The sequence below is a fragment of the Asanoa sp. NPDC050611 genome (assembly GCF_040654855.1).
GTDB lineage: Bacteria > Actinomycetota > Actinomycetes > Mycobacteriales > Micromonosporaceae > Asanoa.
On sequence record NZ_JBFAIU010000452.1, the window covers coordinates 1 to 5,046 of the forward strand.

Below are 5,046 nucleotides of genomic sequence, written 5' to 3' on the forward strand. Positions count from 1 at the left end.
TTGGTGTGCGCGTGCCGGCGGGGGCTGCCGCGGGGCGCGCGCCGTCCTGCGGGCCCAACGTGGGCGAGCCGATGACCATAAAACCGTCCCCGGGTACGCGTACCCGGCGCCTCCTGGAACCTCTTGCGTTTCACCCCATCCCTGTGATTCCCGAGGAGCGACCCATGGACAACCTGATCTCCCGACGGCGTGCGCTCGGCCTGGGCGTCGGGCTCGGCACGGCCACCGTCCTGACCCTCGCGGGCTGCGGCAGCGACGACGACACCCCCGCCGCGGCCGGTGACGGCGGCAAGACCTACACCGGCCCCAAGGTCGACCTCAACCTGTGGAACGGCTTCACGGGCGGCGACGGCGACATCTTCAAGAAGCTCGTCGACCAGTTCAACACCGAGCACCAGAACATCAAGGTCGGCGTGGCCACCTACCGGTGGGAGGACTACTACGCCAAGCTGCCCGGCGCCGTCTCGTCGGGCAACGGCCCGGACATCGCCGTCATGCACATGGACCAGCTCGCGACGTTCGCCGCGCGGCAGATCATCCAGCCGCTCGACGACGTGGCGTCCGCACTCGGCCTGACGGAGGCCGCGTTCGCGCCGACCGTCTGGAACGGCGGGATCTACAAGGGCAAGCGGTACGGCATCCCGCTGGACATGCACCCGCTGGGCTTCTACTACCGCACCGACCTGATGGAGCAGGCGGGCCTCGACCCGAACAAGCCGCCGACCAACCGGCAGGAGTTCGAGGCGGCCCTGACGGCGTTCAAGGCCAAGAGCATCCAGGGCTTCTGGATGAGTCCCTTCCAGTTCACCGGCGGCATGGCGGGCTACTCGCTGGTCCACCAGTTCGGCGGCGCCCTGTTCAACAACGACACCACGCAGGCGGTGTTCAACTCGCTCGAGGCGGTCGAGGCGGTCACCTGGTGCGTCGACCTGGTCAATAACGGGCACTCCCCCGCCAACGTCGGCCAGGACGCGGACTACGTCGCCTTCAAGGCGGGCAAGAGCGCGTTCAACTGGAACGGCATCTGGCAGATCAACGACCTCAAGAAGAGCACCGACGTGAAGTGGGGCGTGGCGCCGCTGCCGCAGATCGGCGGCAAGCCGGCCGCGTGGGCCAACTCCCACAACTTCACGATCGTGCAGCAGAAGCGCGGCGCCGACGCCAACAAGACGGCGGCGGCCAAGGTGTTCATCAACTGGCTGTCCGAGCACTCGCTGGACTGGGCGGCGGGCGGCCAGGTGCCGGCCCGCAAGGAGGTCCGCGAGAGCAGCGGCTTCCAGCAGCTCACCGAGGTCGGCAAGCTGGCGCCGGAGCTCGACTACGCCGCGTTCCCGCCCGCCCTGCCCGGCGTCGGTGACGTGATCACCACCTTCTACACCGCGTTCAACGAGGCCGTGCTCGGCAAGAAGGACCCGAAGAAGGCGCTGGACGACGGCGTGGCCAAGGCCAACCAGCTCCTCGCCGACAACGCCAAGAAGTACGGGGGCTGACCTTGGCTTCGACCAGGGCGGGGGTACGGCGTCGCGGTGCCGCGACGCCGTACCTCTTCCTCACGCCGTACCTGCTGCTGTTCCTGGTCTTCGCCCTGCTGCCGGTCGTCCTCGGCATCTGGTTGAGCCTGCACCAGTGGGACTTCCAGCTGCCGAACAAGCCGTTCGTCGGCGTCGACAACTACCGGGACCTGTTCGACTCGAGCTCGGTCGTCTACAGCTTCTGGTGGGAGAGCCTCGGCGCCACGGGCATCTTCACGGCCTTGTCCGTGCCGCTGCTCGTCGTGCTCCCGCTCGGGCTGGCCGTGCTGCTCAACCGCGCGTTCCCGGGCCGCACGTTCTTCCGCGCGGTCTTCTTCGCGCCGTACGTCCTCGGCGTGGCGGTCATCGGCCTGCTCTGGCGGTTCCTGCTGGACGCCAACCTCGGTCTGGTCAACCGCCTGCTCGGGCTGGTCGGCCTGCCGGACACCACGGCCTGGGTCACGGACCTGCCGTGGGCGTGGGTCTCCCTGGTCGGCGTGACGGTCTGGTGGACCGCCGGGTTCAACGCGGTCATCTACCTGGCCGGTCTGCAGGACATCCCGGGCGAGCTGTACGAGGCCGCGAAGGTCGACGGCGCCACGGCGTGGCAGCGGTTCCGCCACGTCACCCTGCCCGGGCTGCGGCCCGTGCTGCTGTTCGTGATCACGACGACGATCCTCGCGTCGGCCAACCTGTTCGGGCAGTCGTACCTGATCACCCAGGGCGCGCCGGGCACGTCCACCCGCAGCGTGGTCTGGTACATCGTCGAGCAGGGCATCGCACAGAACGACGCCGGCCGGGCCGCGGCCATGAGCATCACGCTCACCCTCATGCTGGCCGTGGTCAGCATCGCCAACTTCCGCATCTTCCGGTACCGGGAGGACTGATGGCACTTCGCCGGTTCGGGCTGTACGCCATCCTGGTCGTGCTGACGGCGGTGTTCACCGTGCCGCTGATCTGGATGGTGCTGACCTCGCTGAAGTCCTACCCGGACGCGCAGCGGATCCCGTCGACCTGGCTGCCGGACCCGGTCGAGACCTACGGGTACCAGCAGCTGCTGCAGGCCGGCTCGCAGAACCCGGTGCTGCGGTGGTTCGCCAACAGCATGCTCGCGGCGGTCGCGCAGGCGGCACTCGTGCTGGCGACCGCGTCGATGGCCGCGTACGCGCTGGCCCGGATGCGGTTCCGCGGCCGCGGCCTGATCTTCGGCCTGATCGTGGCCACGCTGTTCGTGCCGCCGGCCACGCAGATCATCCCGAACTTCCTGATCGTCGACACGCTCGGCTGGCTCGACACCCTCGCGGTGATCGTGGTGCCGGGCGCGGCGAGCGCGTTCGGCGTGTTCTTCCTGCGGCAGTTCTTCCTGTCGCTGCCGCGCGAGCTGGAGGAGGCGGCGACGCTGGACGGTGCCAACACCTGGCAGATCTTCACGCGGATCGTGCTGCCGCTGTCGAAGCCGGCGCTGGCCACGCTCGCGGTGCTGGCGTTCCTGAGCAACTGGAACGACTTCCTGTGGCCGATCTTCGTGCTGTTCAGCGGCGACCAGCTCACCCTGCCCGCCGGCCTGGGCCTGCTGCAGGGCGCCTACCAGACCGACTACCCGGTCGTGATGGCCGGCGCCGTGCTGGCCAGCGTGCCGGCGATCATCCTGTTCGTGCTGGCGCAACGGCACATCATCGCGGGCGTGTCCCGCAGCGGCCTGAAGGGATGATCAGGAGGACTCTCGTATCGGTTCTGGCGGCGGCTGCGGTGGTGATCAGACCTTCACCAGCCTGGTGTACGCGCCGGACCCGCACGCGTGCGGGTCGGACCTGGAGGCCGACCGGCGACGAGCCGCCTGCGTTTGCTCTGCTTCCATAAGCGAATCGATTCGTATGTGGGGCGCCGTCGTCGAGGGGGCCTTCCTCTGGCGCCGGCCGGAGGGGCTGTTCCTGTTCTACGCGGCCAACGCCTACGACCGACCGTCCTATGCGGAGGGTTACGCGGTCCGCGACTCGCCGGCCGGCCCGTGCCGCAAGGCGCCCGGGAACCCGATCCTGGCGTCGGCCGGCGGAGCGTCCGGGCCGGGGCACGCCTCGATGGTCGAGAAGGACGGGCGGACCTGGCTGCTCTACCACGCCTGGCCGGCCGGGCAGGAGGGCGGGGTCGACCCCGGCCGGCAGCTCTGGCTCGACGAGGTGGTCTGGACCGACGGCCGCCCGGTCGTGCGGGGGCCGACGGACACGCCGCAGCCGCTGCCCTGACTCAGGGCGTCGCGGCCCGGACGTCGACGACGCCCGGCACGTCGGTCGTACCCGTGAAGTCGTCCTTCATGTCGTCGACGCCCCACTGCGGCTCGGCGAGCGGCAACAGCGACTGCCGGCCGGCGCGGGTCCTGGCGACGTCGACGTTCATCGCCTCGTTGCGGTCCTGCTTGATCGCCTCGTCGGCCTCGCCGTCGCGGTTGAAGGACCACATGAGCTTCGGCTCGCCGAACGGCAGCGGCATCCCCTGGTGCCCGCCCGCGCTGTGGGTGTGCCAGGTGTGCCACGTCTTGCCGTAGGAGTTCATCAGCTGCTTCATCAGCGCCTTCTCCGCGGCCGCGGGCAGGCCGGGCGCCACCAGCTCGCCGGAGAGGACCTCGAAGTTGTGCGGGTGCCAGAACCCCCGCTCCTCCGCCGGAACGGTGTCGAACAGCCGGCCCGAGACGATGTACTCGACGCCGATCAGGTTGGCGTCCTTGGTGTTGCCGTCGAACAGCACGCACTGCAGGACGTCGTCGTTGACCACCCGGCAGAAGTGGTGCGCCTCCATCTGGAAGTCGGGCTCGCCCTTGGCACAGTGGAAGCCCACGACATAGACGTCGAAACCCGACATCGGCGCGCTGGTCTGGAGCAGGTGCGCGCCCTGCTCGAGGATCGCGCGCCAGGCACCCTTCGACTCTCCGGCCGGGTCGGTCGGGCGGTGTCGATCCTTGATCGCTGGCTGGACGGGCACGTCGCGCCTCCCTTGGTCGGTGGGTCCGGGGTGCGTACCCGCGACCGGCGGGTCCAACCGTCTTTACAACGATGAATGCAACGTTGTAGAAGTGATGGATGCGTCGACTGCCGATCGTCACCGCGCTCGCCACGCTCGCTCTGGTGACCGCCGCGGCCCCAGCCTCCGCCGCTCCACACCCGACACCGCGCAACCCGGTCACCGCCGGTGTCGCCGACACGTTCGCCGACCCCGCCGTCATCCGTGGCGACGACGGCTACTGGTACGCCTACGGCACCAGCGACCCCCTGCGCTCCGGCGAGCGCACGCCGCACCTGCTGCCGATCCTGCGCTCCACCGACCTGGCCACCTGGTCCTATGTGGGTGACGCGTTCACCGGGCGGCCGTCCTGGGCCACCCCGACCGCCGGGCTCTGGGCGCCCGACATCCGGCGGGCCGGCGACACCTGGCTGCTCTACTACACCGTCACCGACACCACCCTGAACCCCGGCGACGACTCGGCGATCGGGGTCGCCACCGCGCCGGGGCCCGCCGGGCCCTGGACCGACTCCGGCGCCCC

6 protein-coding genes are annotated in these 5,046 nt (G+C 69.8%); 5 read left to right on the top strand and 1 reads right to left on the bottom strand.

Annotated elements, in window-relative coordinates; genetic code table 11:
• Positions 1-164 precede the first annotated feature (164 nt).
• The 4 genes from AB0H87_RS37855 to AB0H87_RS37870 all read left to right on the top strand — a co-directional run bounded on the left by AB0H87_RS37855 (position 165) and on the right by AB0H87_RS37870 (position 3,754).
• Positions 165-1,490 carry an ABC transporter substrate-binding protein gene (locus AB0H87_RS37855; RefSeq protein ID WP_360157322.1) on the top strand — a complete coding sequence of 442 codons (1,326 nt, stop codon included), beginning with the start codon at positions 165-167 and terminating at the stop codon, positions 1,488-1,490.
• A gap of 2 nt (positions 1,491-1,492) precedes the next feature.
• A complete protein-coding gene (locus AB0H87_RS37860) occupies positions 1,493-2,398 on the top strand; it encodes a sugar ABC transporter permease (protein ID WP_360157325.1) in 906 nt (301 codons plus the stop codon).
• Positions 2,398-3,222, top strand: coding sequence for a carbohydrate ABC transporter permease (locus tag AB0H87_RS37865; protein WP_360157328.1), 825 nt, complete (start codon positions 2,398-2,400; stop codon positions 3,220-3,222). Before AB0H87_RS37860 ends, AB0H87_RS37865 begins: the two co-directional genes overlap by 1 nt.
• A gap of 163 nt (positions 3,223-3,385) precedes the next feature.
• The gene (locus tag AB0H87_RS37870; protein WP_360157331.1) at positions 3,386-3,754 is read left to right on the top strand and encodes a family 43 glycosylhydrolase; all 369 of its coding nucleotides are present in this window, start codon (positions 3,386-3,388) and stop codon (positions 3,752-3,754) included.
• A gap of 1 nt (position 3,755) precedes the next feature.
• Here AB0H87_RS37870 and AB0H87_RS37875 read toward each other — a convergent pair whose 3' ends face one another.
• A complete protein-coding gene (locus AB0H87_RS37875; protein ID WP_360157334.1) occupies positions 3,756-4,487 on the bottom strand; it encodes an OBAP family protein in 732 nt (243 codons plus the stop codon).
• A 98-nt stretch (positions 4,488-4,585) separates the two neighbouring features.
• Between AB0H87_RS37875 and AB0H87_RS37880 the strand changes: the two genes are divergently transcribed.
• The coding region (locus AB0H87_RS37880) for a family 43 glycosylhydrolase (RefSeq protein WP_360157337.1) at positions 4,586-5,046 on the top strand (461 nt) is incomplete at its 3' end.